This is a genomic window from Thalassotalea sp. PLHSN55 (assembly GCF_052030545.1).
In the GTDB taxonomy this organism is placed as follows: Bacteria; Pseudomonadota; Gammaproteobacteria; order Enterobacterales; family Alteromonadaceae; genus CANMXU01.
Genome location: NZ_JBPDIH010000012.1, coordinates 37,417 through 55,314, shown reverse-complemented (window position 1 = coordinate 55,314; position 17,898 = coordinate 37,417). Strand labels below are relative to the sequence as shown.

The following is a 17,898-nucleotide window of genomic DNA, read 5'->3' as shown; positions in this document are numbered from 1 at the left end:
TTGGCTCCCCAAACTGGGCTTGAACCAGTGACACACGGATTAACAGTCCGTCGCTCTACCAACTGAGCTATTGGGGAATTGTTTTCGAACCAAGTCGTTAACGGGGCGGAATATTAAAGGCCAGTAGGGATGCTGTCAACACAAAATGTCGAAAAAAATTAAATTTTAGTTCGCTTGCTTATTTAACCGTCAACTCGATAAATTTACGTTCAGTTAAGGATTGAATTTTAAACAGTTTAAATTTTAGTGAAATATGAATAAAGTTATCCACTATAACTGTGGATAACTGTGTGAGTTATCTTGTAACAATTTAAATGTTGAACGAGTTTACTCGCTTGTAGAGAAATAGCTAAATGATATTGATTTTGAAAACGCCTTTACAAACAAGGGTTAAAAGGTATTTGGTGTTGTTTTGCTAATAGTTGTTTATATATTCACCGTTATTCACATTATCTACAGTTAAGTTAAATTGCCACATTAATAGCGATGAATTCTAATATTTACATAGCGGGTAGTAGTCGTATCTTTTACAATGGTCAATTAGCCAGTTTTAGTCAACCTATAAAAATATTAATGTCTGATAGAAAAAATAAAAAAGTAGACCTACTCAAGAGCCCAGTCGCCGGTACGCTCAAAAATATGACCATACCGATGATCTACGGGATGATCTTATTAATGACCTTTAATCTGGTTGATACCTTTTTTGTTAGTTTATTAGGAACTCAGCCACTTGCTGCAATAAGCTTTACTTTTCCTATTACCTTTACCGTAATAAGTCTTACTATCGGTTTAGGTATAGGTACATCAGCGGTAACGGCAAGAGCGTTAGGCAAGGGAGATGATAGCGCAGCCAAAAACTCAGCAACTGCTGCGATGTATTTAACAGCGTTTATTGTCGGCTTGTTATCTTTACTTGGCTTTTATTACAGTGACGAAATCTTTTTGTTGCTTGGCGCTAACGTTGCGTTATTACCGCTTATCCATCAATACATGGATATTTGGTTTTTAGGTAGTGTTTGTTTAATTGGCCCTATGATAGGTAACGCCGTACTGCGTGCCTCTGGCGATACTAAAACACCAAGTTTGATCATGGGCAGTTCAGGGTTAATCAATGCAGTGTTAGATCCGGTGTTTATTTTTGGTTTTGGCCCAGTGCCAGCGATGGGTATGCAAGGTGCTGCCATTGCAACGCTAATTTCATGGTTATTTGGTACAGCCTTAGTTTTATATATCTTAGTAAGAAAGCTCAAATTGATTCATTTGTGGTTTGCCAATTTGCAAGTTTTGATAAAGTCTTGCAAAGATATTTTAGTTATCGGTTTACCTGCGGCTGGTGCAAACATGTTAACGCCAATTGCTGCCGCGGTTTTAACGGCAATCGTTGCACAATATGGTGAAGCTGCCGTTGCCGCCTTTGGGGTTGGCAGCCGCATTGAGTCAATCGCTTGTTTGGTTGTTTTAGCGCTATCAATGACTTTACCACCTTTTATTAGTCAAAATTTTGGTGCCGGCTTAATGCATCGTGTTGAAGATGCATACAAGGTATCAATAAAGTTTGTGTTAGCTTGGCAAGTACTTATCTATGCAATATTAGTGCTTTGTGCTTCCTTGATTGCTCGCACCTTCTCAAATGAAGAACACGTAATTGAAATTATAAAATTGTTTATTTGGGTTTTACCCTTAGGCTATGGCTTACAAGGGGTTATTATTTTAACCAACTCTTCTTTTAATGCACTGCACAAACCTATGGTTGCATTAGTATTAAGTGTTATTCGCTTGTTTGTTTGCTACGTGCCGCTTGCTTATATTGGTAGTTATATATTTGGCCTAGAAGGTTTTTTCATTGGCGCACTGTTAGGTAATTTTGTTATGGCATTTATCTCTTACCGTTTGTTTATTAAACAATTTGAATCAGGCTGCGCATCGCCAGAGGTTGTTTCATCATGAAAGATTTAAAAATACATTCTGATTATATTCCAAGTGGCGATCAACCAACGGCTATTGCGAAATTATTAGGTGGCATTGAAGATGGCCTTGCGCATCAAACCCTTTTAGGGGTAACAGGCTCAGGTAAAACTTTTACCATTGCCAATGTGATTGAAAAGCTGAATAGACCCACTATGATGTTAGCGCCCAATAAAACCTTGGCGGCGCAACTTTATGGTGAAATGAAAGAGTTCTTTCCCAATAATGCGGTTGAGTACTTTGTTTCGTACTACGATTATTACCAACCAGAAGCCTACGTGCCTACAACCGATACCTTTATTGAAAAAGATGCCTCAATTAATGAGCATATTGAGCAAATGCGCCTATCAGCGACAAAGGCGCTGTTAGAACGTCGCGACGTCATTATTGTTGCCTCGGTATCCGCCATCTACGGCTTGGGCGATCCTGATTCTTACTTAAAAATGATGTTGCACCTACGCCAAGGCGATATTATTAATCAGCGCGATATTTTAAGACGTTTAGCTGAATTACAATACACGCGTAATGATGTCGCTTTTCAACGGGCTACTTATCGGGTGCGTGGTGATGTGATTGATATTTTCCCGGCAGAGTCTGACCGATTAGCATTGCGCGTTGAATTATTTGATGAAGAGCTAGAGCGAATAAGCGAATTCGACCCGCTGACCGGGCAAGTTGAACAAACGTTAGCGCGGGTTACTGTTTATCCTAAAACTCATTATGCAACACCGCGTGACAAAATTCTTGCCGCCGTTGAGAAAATAAAAGTTGAATTAAAAGAGCGCTCTGCTCAGCTAAAAGACTTAAATAAATTGGTTGAAGAGCAGCGCGTCGTTCAACGTACGCAATTTGATATCGAAATGATGACCGAGCTTGGCTATTGCTCAGGCATTGAAAACTATTCTCGCTATTTATCTGGGCGCGAAGAAGGGCAAGCACCGCCGACTTTATTTGATTATTTGCCCGATGATGGTTTGTTAATTATTGATGAGTCGCACGTTACCGTACCGCAAATAGGCGCTATGTATAAAGGTGACCGATCTCGTAAAGAAAACTTAGTCGAATACGGCTTTCGTTTGCCATCTGCGCTTGATAACCGGCCAATGAAGTTTGATGAATTTGAGTCACTTGCGCCACAAACTATTTATGTGTCTGCAACACCGAGCAATTATGAGCTAGAAAAATGTGGTGATGATATCGCTGAGCAAGTGGTTAGACCTACCGGGTTATTAGATCCTGAAATTGAAGTGCGTCCAGTTGAAACCCAAGTCGATGATTTACTTTCGGAAATAAATAAGCGTATTGTTATCGGCGAGCGCGTTTTAGCGACTACCTTAACCAAACGCATGGCAGAAGATTTAACCGATTATCTTGACGAGCATGGCATTAAAACACGTTATTTACACTCCGATGTTGATACGGTTGAACGTGTGGAAATTATTCGTGATTTTCGTTTAGGGAAGTTTGATGTTTTAGTCGGCATTAATTTACTTCGCGAAGGTTTAGATATGCCAGAAGTTTCTTTAGTGGCTATTTTAGATGCTGACAAAGAAGGCTTTTTACGCTCAGAGCGCTCACTTATTCAAACCATTGGTCGTGCTGCTCGTAATATTAATGGTCGCGCCATTTTATATGCGGCGCGTATTACTGGCTCAATGAAAAAAGCGATTGATGAAACCGAGCGAAGGCGCGCTAAACAACACCAATATAATCTTGATAACAACATCACGCCAAAAGGTGTGGTGCGTAAAATTAGCGACGTTATGGATGTCGGCACCAGTGCGGGCGCTGAAAAACTTCAGCGTGTAGCAGAAAAAGCCGCTAAATATGAAACGCTTTCAACTGCCGATATTGATAAGAAGGTTAAAGAGTTGGAAGAGCAAATGTATTTGCATGCACAAAACTTAGAATTTGAACAAGCAGCGGCAACGCGAGATGAAATCAGTAAGTTAAGAGAGCAGCAACTGACTACTTAGCGTAAACTAGAATGAAATTAAGTATTCTTTGAGCAAATAAATAATTGTGCTCAAAGAATATTAGTTTTAAGCGCTAGATTAATCTAAATCGAATACTGTGTGTTTACTTATAATGTTGGCAACTGCATCGCAATTGCAGTGCGATAAGTGGCTAATTTCTTCTATAATTTTATCTTGCACATCAACAGGAAATAACATCAATTGCTCTAAATAGAGGTGTGCCTGTGTTTCCCTGTTACCATTGACCAATTCTGTTAAATGCGCCGCGTGGTTGCTCCAAATTGAACTCATAAAAACTCCTCGTTATAAACAGTGACATACTGTATTTAACTTACAGACCCTTTAATTTTAGTACATGCAGCGTAGTTACTTATAAAAAATTACTCTGACAAAACCACCAATAGTCGTAAATATTATAAATATTCTTTTAGTGTCTGTTTATCTTGCGTATTTTAAAATTGAAATAATGATGATAATTAAAAATAAAACTTAATAATTCGCATTTAGATTGGCCGATTGAGTAAATTGTAGGTATTTATATACAAAAATTTAACAAAGAACAGTAGGGCATTAAAAAAGCAGCTTAAACTTAACGCTTGAAGCTGCTTTAAATATTTGCCTTTTTAAACGATAGCCTATTCGTAGGTTAACGGGTCAATGGCATTGTTTTCTTCAAATGCTTCGAGGCGCTCTTGGCAAGCACCACATTTACCACAGGCTTTTTCTCTGCCGTTATAACACGTCCATGTATCGCTATATTCTAATCCCATGTTTAAACCATCGGTTAAAATAGCGGTTTTGCTGACATTTAAATATGGGCTAAAAATTTCAACTGCCTCGTAGTTGGCAATTTGACAGACATCATTCATTTTCATTACAAACTCAGGACGACAGTCTGGGTAAATAGCGTGATCGCCAGAGTGAGCACCATAATACACTTGGCTAGCTTTTACCGATACGGCATATCCTACGGCTAATGATAATAAAATCATATTTCGGTTTGGCACTACGGTCGACTTCATATTTTCCGCTTCGTAGTGACCTTCAGGAATATCAATATCATCAGTTAATGAAGATCCAGCAAGTAACTGATTAATTGCTGATATATCAATAACTTTATGGTGAACATTTAGTTTCTTACAAACAGTGGCAGCACATTCAAGTTCTTTTACGTGACGCTGACCATAATCGAACGACAAAGCGTAAACTTCTTTACCGTCTTTTAATGCGCGATTTAACACGGTGTACGAGTCCATGCCACCGGAATAAATTACAACAACTTTTTCAGTCATTTATTGTTTCTCATAGGGTATAATAGATTGCTAAGCTAATTTTACTTGATCTGATCTAAAGGCAAAAGAAAAAAAGTGTTGCATTCAACCTATAAAATTAACGAATTGTTTGAAACTATCCAAGGTGAAGGGGCGTTTACTGGCCAACCTTCAATTTTTATCCGTTTACAAGGCTGCCCAGTAGCATGTTCTTGGTGTGATACCAAACACACTTGGGATATAGAACTTGAACAAGAAGTTAATGCTGATACGGTGTTGGCAAAAACTGAGGAAACGACTCAGTGGTCAAATGTCACCGTTGAGCAAATTCTTGCGATTGTAAAAGCGCAAGGCTATCAAGCCAAGCACTTGGTGATCACCGGTGGTGAGCCTTGTATGGTTGATCTTACGCCTCTATGCCTTGCATTTGAACAGCATGGTTATAGTTGCCAAGTAGAAACATCAGGCACTTTTGAGGTGTTAGTTAGCGAGCAGTGTTGGGTAACGGTTTCACCTAAAATTAATATGCGCGGTGGTTATAAAATATTAAGTTCGGCATTAGCGCGCGCAAACGAAATTAAACACCCAGTAGCGACCGAGCAACATGTTGATGAATTAAAAGCGCTACTTAAAACACACAATGTTGGTGAAAAACAGGTGTATTTGCAGCCTATTAGCCAAAAGCCTCGAGCTACCGAATTAGCGATTAAAACCTGTATTGAAAATAATTGGCGCTTGTCGGTGCAAGTTCACAAATACATAGGTATTGAATAAAGCGCGGCGTTTATTTGTTTTGAATGACTAGCGTTAACGTTTAGCTATATTTTGGCTACCTTTTGGCTAAAGTAAAGCTAATCACTACACCAGGAAGATCAGGGCTGTTTTTTGCACTGATTTTTCCATGGTGAAACTCTGCAATCAGTCTTGCAATGTACAAACCTAAACCTAAATGCGGCGTTTCACTTTTACTTTCTTTTCGTATCGATACCATAGAGTCAAACAAGCGATCTTGCATATTCTCAGGTAATAGTTCGCCTTTGTTGGCAATAGCTACAAGCCAAGAGTCTTTATCTTCTTTTAGTTCAATGGTTATTTTTCCATCTTGGCTAAACTCAACCGCGTTAGTAATAATTTTATCAAGCAATTGTGCAACGTGTTCGTCTGAACCTACTAAAGTGGCACTTTCAAGGCTACAGATAAATTCAAATTTATTGTCAGGATAAATTTGTTGATAACCTAGAATGCAACCACCGAGCATTTTAGCCAGATCAAAGGCTTGTTTATCGGTAGTGCGCAGCATTTGTTCAAGCCGAGTTGCTTCGCTCATTCTCGTTAAAACATGGTCTAATCGTTTTATACCGTCTTGCGCGCGCTCTATGTATTGAGTTGCAGCAGGTTGAAGCGGCTGCATGGTTAGGTTATCTAACGAGGTTCTTACCACTGCAATGGGCGTTCGCAATTCATGCGAGAGCCTAGCAGACATATTTTCAAGGTAATGGTTATATTGGCTAAGGCGATTAACGACCTGTGAAAAGCTTCGAGATAAATCGCCAATTTCATCTTGTACTTTACTCGGTGTTACTGTGCTTTTAATGCGACCTTGTTGATCTATCGCAGATTCTGCTTGGTTTCTAAGGTTAACTATTCGCGAAGAAATTCGGCTAGCAAAAATAAAAAATACAACACTGCCAATAAGTAATATCGCCAAAATTGCACTAAACAATTTTTCCAACGCGCGATTTCGTACGGTGCGAATACCATTGGTGGTTTCTTCAACAATTACCGCGCCTTTTACTTTGTTATCAATATAAATCGGATAAGCGGCTGATAAAATTACGGCTTGCTGATCTTGAGTTACGCGCCACTGAGATTTGGCGTTACCTGTTAACGCACTTTCAATATGTTTGCCGGTTAGGTGGCTAGCATCATACAGTTGGTCGATAAAATCTTTGGGTGGCTTAGTTAAGATTTTATAGTAAAGCGGATGTAACCATTGTTGTTCTATTTCTTGCCACAGGTTTGCAGAACTTTCACCTTTTGCACTTTTTTGCCAAACGCCGCTAGCTTCTTTTATATTGCCAGCACTTGCCAAAACTCTGTGATGTTGGTCAACCACCCAAACACTTGAATGAGTATAACTCATACCTTTAACAATACGTTCAATTTCGGGAGACGGCACTAACACCGTGCCTAATGTTGATGCTTGGCTAGGATCAGCAGAGCCAATACTTGCTATGATGTTTTTACTTTTTTGGTCAACATCGTTAATGGCAAATGCAATTTTGTCACCCAATTTTGCTAACGGTAATCTTAGTTCGATGTTGTAGCCCTGCGGCGTAATTAACCATTGTCCTTGTAATTCAGGAGTTACCACAGGAATATTGTTTTCTATATCGGTAATGCGGTATCCACTAAGCCAACCTGGTTTTTTGTTGCTGATGATATAGCGATGAAATTTGCCATTGTCATCGACTAACGATAGCTCTAGGTGGTCGTTATTAAAAATACTGCGTGAATTTTTACCCCGAAACGTGACATGATCATCAACCACACGAAAAAATAGGTACAAATATTTATCGTATTTTCCTAATGATGCGCTGTAATGTAACGACAGCTGTTCTTGTGTTAATAACGAGCTAGGCTCACCTTGCAAAGTGGTTACCGGTATTTGGTTGTCGACACCATAAAAGTGACTACGCTTTTCAAATTCTGGCCAATCTTGAGGTAAACCATCAAGCTGAATTGCCTGATGGTGTTGATAGCCATATAAATCTTTGCCTTGTTCAACACTGGGTAAAAAACTGGCTTGGTTATTAAACAGGTTAGGGCGTTCGTGCAGCGCCGTCGCTAACGCTCTAGCGGTTCCTACTAAGGTTTGTTCTTGACCAAACCTTAAGTATTTCTCCATTTCCCAGACATACTGATAACCAAACCAAGGCACAGTAAATAAAACACTGGAAAGTAGCAGTAACTTAACCCGTAAATTAAAACGCAATTTAAAACCTAATTTCATTGAATAACTAACCTAGTACCGCTTAATTAGCATGGGCTTGAGAAGCCGAAACATTCCAGCGATAACCCATGCCGTATACGGTTTCGATACAGTCAAAACTGTTATCAATTTTAAGAAATTTTTTACGAATACGTTTGATATGAGAGGTGATCGTACTGTCGTCGACATATATTTTTGAGTCTTGCATTAATTGCTGACGATTTTTTACATGACCGGTGTGCTTGGCTAACGCATGCACCATCCAAAATTCAGTGATGGTTAAATCAACGTGCTGCGCGTGCCAGCTAACAAACATACGTTGATTATCAATTTCAAGTGGTCCTGCGGTTAAGAGTTGATCCTGTTGTTGGGGTTCTTTTAGCGCGTCTTGGCGACGAAATAGTGCAGCAATTCGCGCAGACAAATGCGCCAAACTAATATCTTTTGTTAAGTAGTCGTCAGCGCCAATTCTTAAGCCTGACACCGTATCAACATCGTTATCTCTGGCGGTTAAAAAGATGATCGGAATAGTTTTAGAGATATCACGCAACCACTGACATAAGGTAAAGCCGCCATCAAATTCTTGTTCTAAACCAATATCTAAAATAACTAAGTTGGGCAGATGTAAACTAAACGCTTGCGTGGCACTTTCTCGGTTGGCAAAGGTTTGCACCTGATAACCTTGACTGCGTAATACATCAGCATAATTTTCACGAATGGCTGCTTCATCTTCTACTATAGCGATACGTTTGCTCATCAATTCTCATTTCTTTCTACTAAATCTAGCTAGACTATATCGAATTTTTTCATCGGATGCGCTGTTTTATATCAATTGCCATATTGTTGCCACAATTGCTCGTTGCTTTGCCTTTTTTCCTCCCTTTTGGTGGCGCAATTTTGCGTTTTAATTACCTCAATCACGAAATACTCGTGAATTTAAACAAACACTTATCTTAGAGGAAAACACTATGACTATTGGCAAAAAATCAACTAGCACCACAAAAACTACCTTAATAAGCTCAGCGTTAAGTTTATCTGTCATTATCGCAAGCGTAACAAGCTCAAATGCATTTGCCCAATCGACAACTTATGCAAAATCGAATGAAATCTCAGAAGTGGTTAGCGCTGAACAGCTCGAAGAAAGTGCGCAAACCCGTGAAGAAGTAGGCACTGGTGTCGGTGTTGTGGTTGGCGCAATTGTTGCTGGACCAGTTGGCGCAATCTTAACTGGGCTTACAGGTCACTTCATCGCTAAACATATTAATGCCAACGAAGAGGTTGAGCATTTAAGCGACTCACTTGCAATGCAAAAACAAATGAGTGAGCAGCAACAACGAAGTTATCAACGTAATATGGAGCGTAAGCTTCAGCAAGTCGAACAAGAGTATCAAAGCGAATTAATCTCGTTAGAGCAAAATTATCGCCAAGCTAACCAAATTAAAGCAGAGCAGCTATTAATGAGTTTACAGTTCTCTACCGGTTCTAGTGAAATTGCGCCGCATTATCAAGAGCAAGTCGCAATGTTAGCGCAACTACTCAACAGTGACTTGAGCCTGTCAGTCGACTTGTCTGGATATACGGATTTGCAAGGTGATGAAGGTAGAAATCAACAATTATCTAAAGCACGCGTTGAAAGTGTAAAAGCATTATTAATGGCGCAAGGTGTCGGCGAAAACCGCATTCAAAGTTTTGCTTTTGGTGAAGAAAACCCGCTAGTAGCAAATCATCAAGACGAAGTTAGTTTTTATGACCGCCGCGTGGTGTTACAAGTTAAATCTCGTAACGGTCAAACAGCAAAGAATTAGTTCCCAATAGGTCATGCGAATAACAACTATATCAAGGAGGTGATTCTTTAATTAACTAAACCTAATTAACGTTCAAAGCCAAGAGTATTTGCTCTTGGCTTTTTTACTGTTTTTAAATAGTATATTTCAAATAAAAACAACAGATAAAATTACTTGTCCAGTTTTCGGTTGCTGGATAAAAGCGGTTCACGCTAAGCTTAGTGACGTTAATTCTTCTATCGAGTTTTTAAATGGCTATTACCGAGCAACATCTCATTAAAGATTATTATCAGGCACTGGTTGCCCGCGATACACAGTATGTTGGTGTCTTTTATGTTGGCGTAAAAACCACCAATATTTTTTGCATTGCCAGTTGCCGAGCGAGAAAACCTAAATTTGAAAACGTCGAGTTCTATACCAGTGTAAAAGAAGTGATGTCGGCAGGCTTTCGTCCCTGTAAAATATGTAAACCAACAGAAAACTCGTGCGAAGCGCCAAATCAAGTTCAGCTGGCGTTAGCTTTAGTTAAAGAAAATCCCACTGAAAAAATTACCGATTTTCAGTTAAAACAAAAGGGCGTAAGTCCTGAGCTTATTAGGCGATGGTTTAATAAAAATTATGGTATGACCTTTCAAGCGTATCAACGCATGTTTCGCATCAATAATGCTTATCAATCGTTAAAAAAAGGTAAAAGTAACACTGAAGTCGCCTTTGACAACGGCTATGAGTCGCTAAGCGGCTTTGGTTATACATTTAAAAAAATCGTCGGCAAAGCACCCAGTGCAAGTACCAATACTGGGGTGATATTGATCAGTCGAGTAACAACGCCACTTGGCCCTATGTTTATTTGCGCCACAGAAAATGGCATTTGTTTATTAGAATTTGTTGAACGAAAAATGCTAGAAACTGAATTCAAGCAATTACAACAGCGGCTCAATAGCATCATAGTACATGGTGAAAATAAGCACATAGTGCAAGCGCGCCAAGAGTTGGATGAATATTTTCAAGGACAGCGACAATGTTTTTCTGTGGCGATTGAATCGCCCGGCACCGATTTTCAGCAGCAGGCATGGCAAGCGTTAATGCAAATACCTTATGGTCAAACGGTCAGCTACCAAGCGCAAGCAAAAATTTTAAATAAAGAAAACGCGGTAAGAGCCATTGCTAATGCCAATGGTTGTAACCGTATTGCGATAATTGTTCCTTGTCATCGTGTTATTGGCAAAAATGGCCACTTAACTGGTTATGCTGGTGGCTTAGCGAGGAAACAGTGGCTACTTGATCATGAAGCTAAATATCAATAATTGGCAGAATAAATAGTATAGCGGCACAGCATAATATGAGCTGTGCTTAGTGTTTACTTTCTTAGCTTTTACTATCTTTGTTTTCAATGACGCTGTTAGCATTAATGACTACCGTTGCTGATATTTTGTCATGAATGGCTTGTCGATTAGCATCCCAAAAGATTTGAATAAAGCCAATAAGCCCGGTCGCTATTCCTGCACCGTATCCGCCATAGCGACCAAAACTGTCCCACATTGACAATGGCGTGCCATCAAGTTGCAGTACTTTGATGTAAAAAAGTTTTTTACCTGGTGTTTGACCATGCCATAGCGCGGTAAAAATGGTAAAGTAAAATGCCGCCCAACCAAAACCTAAACCTAAGTCGCTAATAATGCCTTTTACCAATTGAATAATTGAATAAACGGGTTTTTCGTCACCCGCACTAGTGTTTGTTTTACTGCTTATTTCACTGTCTATGTCATTAGCCAAGGTAGTTACAGCTGCCGATGAAGGATTGCTCGATATTGATTTATCTAAATCAGCGGGCGCTTGATATTCGAGTAGCAATTTATTGAGTAAAGTCGTTTTATCAGTAGCTGCTAAATCTGTATTTTCAACCACTTCTTCTATACCTGATTTAGCTACTTGCTCATCAAGTGCTAATGCTTGAAGGTCGTTAATATAAGGTGAAAGTATTTGGTGATAACAATCGAGTTCGGTACATTGTGCCTTTTCCATGGCTTGTGAAATACTCAGGGCAAGTGCTGACATTTCAATTGCTTTGGCAAAACCGATCTCTTTGCCATCTATACCAGAGGTTTGTTTGTTAGTTATTTCGTCGCTTAATATATTCTCTGCTTCATCTACCGCAAGTGGTAACAGGCTTAGTAAAATCATAAAAACGATAAAGGCACCGATAAACCGCATAATAGCACGCCTTTTAGCGCCGACAACTTTCCCTTGTTGCTGTGCACGTTTTTTACTGCCTAATTGATAAAACGTATAAGCGATCACAATGGCGAGCAGTTCACCAGGGGCGCCACTTAATATCGCAATGAAAAACAAATCAACTAGCAACGCCGCTAATCGGCGCCAAGGCGCGGCTAAAGCTAGACCAAATAAAGATTGATCGACTTTAAACGCAAATGGGGTAAGTACTTGACGGGTCTCTTCGGTTGATAAGTCTGTCGTTATCGGTGTTTGAGATGGCGCTTGAGGCATATCAAAATTGTCCCTTAAAAAGAATAATCAGCATGAGCACTCAAGCATTGTGACATAACTATTGGTACTTATTTAACAATTTATTGAAATCACCTTTTTTGATCTCTTGCGCATATAACGCCTGTGGTTTACTGCCTTTGGTGGAATAAACGATCACTTTGGTTTTAGTCACTTGAATGCCGTGTTCGCCTGAGCGAAAGTAAACACCGCCTTGAAAACGACCTGATGCGGTAAACCAACCACTTTTGTGCTCAGTTAACCATTTGTTAAGCATTACATAGTCTTCGTCTTGCTCGGTAATGATAATGCGCTCTTTACTGCTTTGGCTAGGGTACATTGTCACTTCTGACGCAAGTTCAATATCGACTGTTTTACTACAGCCAGACACAAAAATAACGACTAATAAGGTGAAAACTATCGATTTTATTTTATTACTCATAAGATCTCTCAACGGACTTAAATTTTAATAAATACTCCGTTAACAAAAATAATCGAGTCGGTCACAAAAGCCAAGGCAATTTTGTTGTTGAATATTGATTTGATTCAACAATTGTGACTTTACTCAATAATTCGCTGATAAGGCGGTAGCGAATTGAGTAGATCTTTTCCGTACCGTTTAGTCACCACGCGTCTATCGAGCAAGGTAATTGTTCCGGTGTCAGCTTCATTTCTCAACAACCTGCCGGTTGCTTGAATAAGCTTTTTAGAGGTTTCTGGTACCGATAAACTCATAAAGGGGTTACCGCCTTTGGCGCTGATGTGCTCAGCATGTGCTTCTTCAACAGGTGAAGTCGGCACGGAAAAGGGCAGTTTGGTGATTATAAGGTTGGTTAAATACTTGCCCGGTAAGTCGAGCCCTTCAGAAAAACTTTGCGTACCAAACAAAATACTCTCTTTGTCTTCATCGGCTAATTTTTTATGTTTTTCGATAAGATGCTGGCGTGAATGTTCACCTTGAACTTGCAGTGTAAGTTTATCTTTTTCACGTAGGTGCTGAGCCACTTTTTCCATTTGCCAATAGGAAGAAAACAACACCAGGGTGGTTTTACCTTGTTTAAACAGTTTCGGCAGCTTCTTTATTAATTCATCAGTAAATTTATCAGCGCTGGGTTCATAGACCATTTGCGGTACGACTAACTTAGCATTGGTTTGATAATCAAAAGGCGAAGCGACATTTTGATACTGACTGCCATCGTTGATTGATAAACCAGCTTGTTTTCTAAAATGGTCAAACGAGTTCAGCGCCATAATCGTTGCTGAGCACAAAACTGCACCTTCACACTTTGACCACAGCATATCTTCAAGCATAAAACCAACATCAATAGGCGAGGCCGACATTAAATAATCTTGACGCTTACCGTCAATTTGTTCTATCCACCTTGCCATAGGCGCGCCTTTGTCACTGTCTGTTTTAGCGTACATAGCGCAAAGGGCGGTAAAATTTTCTAATCGCTGGCTCATAAAGCCTGCTTCGGCTAATAAAGGCTCTGCTAAGTACAGTTGCACATCACCTTCTTTTACATGCTCCATTAAAATGTTGTAGAGCTTATTAATTTGCGCAAGCGATTTTTTACTGGCGCTAGCTAAGTCTTCACTCCAGTTTTTTAACTCTTGTGGAATAATGCCATTTTCAAAACGGTGTAATTTTTCAGCCTCTTTATTGCCAAGCTTTTTGCTAAATTGTGAACTCGGTTTTTCAGGGAATAATTGCTGACGATTACTTTCGATATAAGTGACCACTTTTCGACAATCAACCAGTAAATCTTGTACGTCATCCGCCAGTCTTACTGAAGGTGAAATGGCTGATTGTGACTTTACCAGTTTTGCAATTTTATCACCGGTTTCTTGTAGCTTACTCAGCCAATCAATTGCCCCTTTTAAGGTAATGCTTGCGCTTGAATGGTCACGCGTTACCTTTGGCAAGTGATGGGCTTCATCAATGACATAGTAGCAATCTTCTGGGCTAGGGAGGATTTTACCGCCGCCAAGTTCTAGATCGGCTAATAACAAACTGTGATTGACAACTAAGACGTCGGCTTCGTCCATAGTGTCTCGTGCTTTGTGAAAAGGGCAATGGCTGTGCTCTGAAATATGCTTTAAACAGCTGTGTTTGTCACTTTGAATTTGTTGCCAAACCATAGGTGAAATGCCTTGGGTCCAAGAGTCTAAATCACCTTGCCATGAACCTTCTTTTAGTGCGGAATACATAGCGCGTAAACTGGCTAAATCATCTTTTTTAGGCTTTTCTGCAAAGGTAAAACCTGCCTGCGGGCTGTCATCTTCAGCAACCGCTTGTGTGAGTTTTTGTTTGCAGACATAACGTTGTCGCCCTTTTACTAGGGTGTAATTAAAGTTAAGGCCAGTATGCTCTTTTAAAAAGGGTAAATCTTTATCCACTAATTGTTCTTGCAGAGCGACAGTTGCTGAAGAAATAATGACCTTTTTATCACGCGAAATAGCTAGCGGAATTGAGCCTAAACTGTAAGCGAGTGACTTACCTGTACCTGTGCCGGCTTCAATGGTAATGATTTTTCTTAGTTTGTCGTAATCGCCCGCTAAGGTTTTAGCGATTTCTGCAATTAGAAATGTTTGTTGCTTACGTGGATTAAAGTTCGGCAAACTTTTACCAATGGCTTTATAGGAGTCACGGATCGCTTGTTTAATTTTTTCACTTAACATTTATATTTCACTTTGCGCCAAGCAGGCGTTTTAATCATTCGGCGGATATATTACACTGCTGTATATATTAACAGGTTCTGCAAACAATAATCGACCACAAATGACAAATACTGACAACCTCTTGCTTAACACCGGCTATTTGCTGACTAAACAAGCACAAGATAAGCGACACGGTATCGTGATCACTTTATGGTTACACAGTAAACGCGGACCAATCAAACTGGTGGTTGAAAATGAATTGGCGCTATTTTTTATAGAAAATCATCAAGTTGAACAAGCAAAGCAGTTATTGGCAGAGCATAATATTAATCTCGCTAAATGTCAGCCTTTAACACTGAAAGCGTTTAATCAGCAGCCTGTGAGCGGTTTTTATTTTAAATTTATGCGCGAGCTTTATCAGGCGAGAGCCTTATTATCGCAGCACGGCGTAAAATGTTACGAAGATGACTTTAGGCCGGATGAACGTTATTTGATGGAACGCTTTATTACGGCAAACCTTGCATACACAGGTTATGAGCAACAACAAAACGGTTATATCGAAGTTAGCAACGCTAAGTGTAAACGCGAAAGTTGTGCTGTAGAGTTGTCGATGGTGTCAGTTGATATTGAGTGCTCTTTCGAAGGTGAACTTTATTCAATTGGTTTATATAGAGAACAAGTTCAATGTGTTTTTATCATTGGTGACAAACCCGATGAACCATTAGCAGTTGAGCAACCTTATATCGTTTGGGTAGAAGATGAACAGGCGTTATTACATGCCTTTATCGATTGGCTTGAACGCTACGATCCCGATATTCTTATTGGTTGGAATGTGATTAACTTTGATATGAACTTGCTGCAAAAGCGCTGCGATATTCATGGAATTAGCTTTAATATTGGCCGTGATGGTAAAGCGCCATATTGGCGTAAAAATAAGAATAGCGAGCAACAGTTTCTCGAAATATCAGGGCGTGTTGTGCTTGACGGTATCGATTTATTAAAAACCGCTACCTACAGTTTTCCTAGCTTTTCTTTAGATCATGTCTCTAATGCATTATTAGGTTTGAGCAAAAAAGTTGACGATGTTGATAATCGTATTAAAGAGATCACTCATAATTTTCATCACAACAAAACGGCGCTTGCTGCTTATAATCTTGAAGATTGTCGTTTAGTTTGGCTGATTTTTGAAAAAACACAGCTGCTAGATTTTGCCATTTTACGCTCGCAGCTCACCGGTTTAGCCATTGACCGAATCGGCGGCTCGGTTGCAGCCTTCACCAATTTATACTTACCCAAATTGCATCGCAAAGGTTATGTTGCGCCAAACATGGGTGATGGCCATTCTGGCTTAGTATCGCCTGGCGGTTTTGTTATGGACTCTATTCCGGGTTTATACAAAAACATTTTGGTGCTCGACTTTAAAAGCCTATACCCAAGTATTATCCGAACGTTTAATATTGATCCTATGGGATTAATTGAAGGCTTAAAATCACCCGAGCAAGCGATAGAAGGGTTTGATGGCGCCTATTTTTCAAGAGAAGAGCACTTTTTGCCAGATATTATTAACGACCTATGGCAAGAAAGGGATAAAGCTAAATTAGAAAAAAACGCCGCGTTATCGCAAGCGATAAAAATTATCATGAACTCTTTTTATGGCATTTTAGGCTCAACCGGTTGTCGATTTTTCGACCCACGACTTTCGGGCTCAATCACTAAGCGCAGCCATGAAATATTAAAAACCACCAAATCATGGCTAGAAGATAAAAGTTATCGGGTTATATACGGCGATACTGACTCGATATTTGTTGATGTTGGTAAAAATAAATCGAGTGATGAATGTCAGCACATTGGCAAAGCGTTACAAGATTATATTAACGATAAATGGCAAAAAATTTTAAAAGACAAATACCACGTTGATAGCCAGTTAGACATTGAATTTGAAACCCATTTTAGCCAGTTTTTAATGCCAACTATTCGCGGGCAAGATGTTGGCACCAAAAAGCGTTATGCGGGTTTGTTAGAGAAAAACGGCGAACAAGAAATTGTTTTTAAAGGTTTAGAAAGTGTGCGTACTGACTGGACCGAATTGGCCAAGCAATTTCAACGCGAATTATATCATCGGGTATTTAATCAGTTGCCAGTTAAAGATTATATTATTGATATGGTTGAAAAAACTAAAGCAGGGCAGTTTGATCACTTACTGATTTATCGAAAACGTATTCGCCGAAAGCTCAGTGATTATGTAAAAAACGTGCCACCGCATGTTAAAGCTGCGCGTTTAGCTGATCAGCAAAATGAAAAACTCAATAAACCGCTTAAGTATCAGCGCCGCGGTTGGATTGAATATTACATAACAGTAAATGGCCCGCAAGCGAAAGAATATCAAAGCTCAGCTTTAGATTATCAGCTGTATGTTGATCGCCAATTAGCGACCGTAGCCGATGCTATTTTACCTTTTATTGGCACCAGTTTTAGCGAAATCGTTGATGCCCAATTGGATTTATTTGGTGGGCCAAAATAAGATAGGATTGAATTGGTTAGGTTTTAGCGTTTTTTAATTTAGATCACAACAACATGTGTTGCTGTGATCTTGGAAGGTTATTATTTATAAGTTTAATTTGTAATACTAATATCATCTAAATACAAATCAGGCCAACCATCATCAGATACGGTAACGTCCCAACGATAGGTGTGTCCGCCTTCAGGAACAATGACTTCAAACATTTCAAAAAAGGTATTAGTAGGAT

At 39.5% G+C, this 17,898-nt stretch carries 13 protein-coding genes and 1 tRNA gene; 6 read left to right on the top strand and 8 right to left on the bottom strand.

The features are described 5' to 3' along the window. Position 1 precedes the first annotated feature (1 nt). Positions 2-77, bottom strand: a tRNA-Asn gene (locus ACRRSQ_RS18595). Positions 78-573: 496 nt separating this feature from the next. Between ACRRSQ_RS18595 and ACRRSQ_RS18590 the strand changes: the two genes are divergently transcribed. Next, on the top strand, positions 574-1,947 hold the full coding sequence (locus ACRRSQ_RS18590) for an MATE family efflux transporter (RefSeq protein ID WP_440877325.1): 1,374 nt from the start codon (positions 574-576) through the stop codon (positions 1,945-1,947). Next, a complete protein-coding gene (gene uvrB, locus ACRRSQ_RS18585) occupies positions 1,944-3,941 on the top strand; it encodes an excinuclease ABC subunit UvrB (RefSeq protein WP_440877277.1) in 1,998 nt (665 codons plus the stop codon). The genes ACRRSQ_RS18590 and uvrB overlap by 4 nt, the downstream gene beginning before the upstream one ends. Before the next feature lie 78 nt (positions 3,942-4,019). Here uvrB and ACRRSQ_RS18580 read toward each other — a convergent pair whose 3' ends face one another. Beyond that, a complete protein-coding gene (locus tag ACRRSQ_RS18580; RefSeq protein ID WP_440877276.1) occupies positions 4,020-4,232 on the bottom strand; it encodes a hypothetical protein in 213 nt (70 codons plus the stop codon). A 344-nt stretch (positions 4,233-4,576) separates the two neighbouring features. Then, a complete protein-coding gene (gene queC / locus ACRRSQ_RS18575; RefSeq protein ID WP_440877275.1) occupies positions 4,577-5,233 on the bottom strand; it encodes a 7-cyano-7-deazaguanine synthase QueC in 657 nt (218 codons plus the stop codon). A gap of 75 nt (positions 5,234-5,308) precedes the next feature. Between queC and queE the strand changes: the two genes are divergently transcribed. Next, a complete protein-coding gene (gene queE, locus ACRRSQ_RS18570) occupies positions 5,309-5,986 on the top strand; it encodes a 7-carboxy-7-deazaguanine synthase QueE (protein ID WP_440877274.1) in 678 nt (225 codons plus the stop codon). A 55-nt stretch (positions 5,987-6,041) separates the two neighbouring features. Here the strand turns inward: queE and pdsS are convergent, their stop codons facing one another. Together pdsS and pdsR are read right to left on the bottom strand one after the other, a co-directional pair. After that, entirely contained in the window at positions 6,042-8,225 is a 2,184-nt protein-coding gene (pdsS, locus tag ACRRSQ_RS18565; protein WP_440877273.1) for a proteobacterial dedicated sortase system histidine kinase, read from the bottom strand. 22 nt (positions 8,226-8,247) lie between these two features. Continuing rightward, positions 8,248-8,961: a proteobacterial dedicated sortase system response regulator gene (gene pdsR / locus ACRRSQ_RS18560; protein WP_440877272.1), complete on the bottom strand. Its 714-nt coding sequence runs from the start codon at positions 8,959-8,961 to the stop codon at positions 8,248-8,250. Positions 8,962-9,172: 211 nt separating this feature from the next. On the opposite strand from pdsR, the gene pdsO reads away from it, so the two are divergent. Further along, positions 9,173-10,009, top strand: a complete 837-nt coding sequence (gene pdsO / locus ACRRSQ_RS18555; RefSeq protein WP_440877271.1) for a sortase-associated OmpA-like protein PdsO — start codon at positions 9,173-9,175, stop codon at positions 10,007-10,009. A 230-nt stretch (positions 10,010-10,239) separates the two neighbouring features. Continuing rightward, positions 10,240-11,292: a bifunctional transcriptional activator/DNA repair enzyme AdaA gene (locus ACRRSQ_RS18550; RefSeq protein WP_440877270.1), complete on the top strand. Its 1,053-nt coding sequence runs from the start codon at positions 10,240-10,242 to the stop codon at positions 11,290-11,292. A 61-nt stretch (positions 11,293-11,353) separates the two neighbouring features. On the opposite strand, the gene ACRRSQ_RS18545 is transcribed toward ACRRSQ_RS18550, so the two are convergent. The 3 genes from ACRRSQ_RS18545 to dinG all read right to left on the bottom strand — a co-directional run bounded on the left by ACRRSQ_RS18545 (position 11,354) and on the right by dinG (position 15,172). Beyond that, a complete protein-coding gene (locus ACRRSQ_RS18545; RefSeq protein WP_440877269.1) occupies positions 11,354-12,493 on the bottom strand; it encodes an RDD family protein in 1,140 nt (379 codons plus the stop codon). A gap of 58 nt (positions 12,494-12,551) precedes the next feature. Then, positions 12,552-12,932, bottom strand: a complete 381-nt coding sequence (locus ACRRSQ_RS18540) for a hypothetical protein (RefSeq protein ID WP_440877268.1) — start codon at positions 12,930-12,932, stop codon at positions 12,552-12,554. A gap of 119 nt (positions 12,933-13,051) precedes the next feature. After that, positions 13,052-15,172 carry an ATP-dependent DNA helicase DinG gene (gene dinG, locus ACRRSQ_RS18535; protein ID WP_440877267.1) on the bottom strand — a complete coding sequence of 707 codons (2,121 nt, stop codon included), beginning with the start codon at positions 15,170-15,172 and terminating at the stop codon, positions 13,052-13,054. Between the two features lie 100 nt (positions 15,173-15,272). On the opposite strand from dinG, the gene ACRRSQ_RS18530 reads away from it, so the two are divergent. Continuing rightward, complete coding sequence (locus ACRRSQ_RS18530; RefSeq protein WP_440877266.1) at positions 15,273-17,672, top strand: DNA polymerase II; 2,400 nt, start codon at positions 15,273-15,275, stop codon at positions 17,670-17,672. The last annotated feature ends 226 nt before the right edge of the window (positions 17,673-17,898 follow it).

Bases quoted from the DNA above. Each gene is read 5' to 3' on its own strand.
- ACRRSQ_RS18580 (WP_440877276.1), bottom strand. From the start codon at position 4,232: ATGAGTTCAATTTGGAGCAACCACGCGGCGCATTTAACAGAATTGGTC.
- queC (WP_440877275.1), bottom strand. From the start codon at position 5,233: ATGACTGAAAAAGTTGTTGTAATTTATTCCGGTGGCATGGACTCGTAC.
- pdsO (WP_440877271.1), top strand. From the start codon at position 9,173: ATGACTATTGGCAAAAAATCAACTAGCACCACAAAAACTACCTTAATA.
- ACRRSQ_RS18540 (WP_440877268.1), bottom strand. From the start codon at position 12,932: ATGAGTAATAAAATAAAATCGATAGTTTTCACCTTATTAGTCGTTATT.
- ACRRSQ_RS18590 (WP_440877325.1), top strand. From the start codon at position 574: ATGTCTGATAGAAAAAATAAAAAAGTAGACCTACTCAAGAGCCCAGTC.
- ACRRSQ_RS18550 (WP_440877270.1), top strand. From the start codon at position 10,240: ATGGCTATTACCGAGCAACATCTCATTAAAGATTATTATCAGGCACTG.
- ACRRSQ_RS18545 (WP_440877269.1), bottom strand. From the start codon at position 12,493: ATGCCTCAAGCGCCATCTCAAACACCGATAACGACAGACTTATCAACC.
- ACRRSQ_RS18530 (WP_440877266.1), top strand. From the start codon at position 15,273: ATGACAAATACTGACAACCTCTTGCTTAACACCGGCTATTTGCTGACT.
- uvrB (WP_440877277.1), top strand. From the start codon at position 1,944: ATGAAAGATTTAAAAATACATTCTGATTATATTCCAAGTGGCGATCAA.
- dinG (WP_440877267.1), bottom strand. From the start codon at position 15,172: ATGTTAAGTGAAAAAATTAAACAAGCGATCCGTGACTCCTATAAAGCC.
- pdsS (WP_440877273.1), bottom strand. From the start codon at position 8,225: ATGAAATTAGGTTTTAAATTGCGTTTTAATTTACGGGTTAAGTTACTG.
- pdsR (WP_440877272.1), bottom strand. From the start codon at position 8,961: ATGAGCAAACGTATCGCTATAGTAGAAGATGAAGCAGCCATTCGTGAA.